Origin of the sequence: Herbiconiux daphne (assembly GCF_024979295.1) — a bacterium.
Lineage (GTDB): Bacteria > Actinomycetota > Actinomycetes > Actinomycetales > Microbacteriaceae > Herbiconiux > Herbiconiux daphnes.
Window position 1 is genome coordinate 1 of record NZ_JANLCJ010000357.1, and the last position, 725, is coordinate 725.

The window sequence follows — 725 nt, forward strand, 5'->3', positions numbered from 1 at the left end:
GATGCTCAATGAGGTCAAGACGATTACGCTGAGCTTGGTTAGTAGCATTGAGTTGACGAGCTTGCATTTCAGACATAATGTTAAGACGGCTGAGGTCACGGTCTTGCTGATGTTCAAGCAGAGCCTGTTGACGACGAGCTGGGTCATTTTCATACTGCAATGCACTAAGTTGTTCTTTACCAGTCTGAAGTTGAAGAGTTTGTTGTGCTCTCTGGAACTCTTTCTGAACAGGGTCAGTAAGAACTTTGGCATCACCAGTCTGAACCCACTGCTCTACTTCCGCAGGATTATACCCTTGCTTGTGTAAATCTTGTGCCCAAATAGAACGCTTCTCAGTGCCATAAGCACCAGTAAAAGCATTACCAGCAAGAGCGAAAGATTGGGCAAGGTCGTTACCACTAAGTAAGTTAAGTCCAAATGTAATTAATCCATAACCAAATGATTTAGATTGATACCACTCTGGAATCTTATTCTGGTCGAAGTTAGCTTGTTGACCAGTTTTATGTAAATCCATATCCTGCTGTTCTTTCTGACTAGGAGGGGTAGGACGTGGTACATTAAGATTACCACCAGTATCCCCCACACCAGCAGCTTGGTTCTGGTTACGAGCAGCCAAGTGTACAGCTGGGTCAGAAGCAGCATCAGGGACTTGAGCACCGCCTTTAGCAATAGCATCATTAATTGCTTGATTGGCTAATTGCTCTTGTTGTACTCCATCATTAATC

The 725-nt window shown here is 44.0% G+C and carries 1 protein-coding gene; it reads right to left on the minus strand.

Annotated elements, in window-relative coordinates:
* The coding region (locus tag N1032_RS25230; protein WP_259543327.1) for a hypothetical protein at positions 1–725 on the minus strand (725 nt) is incomplete at both ends.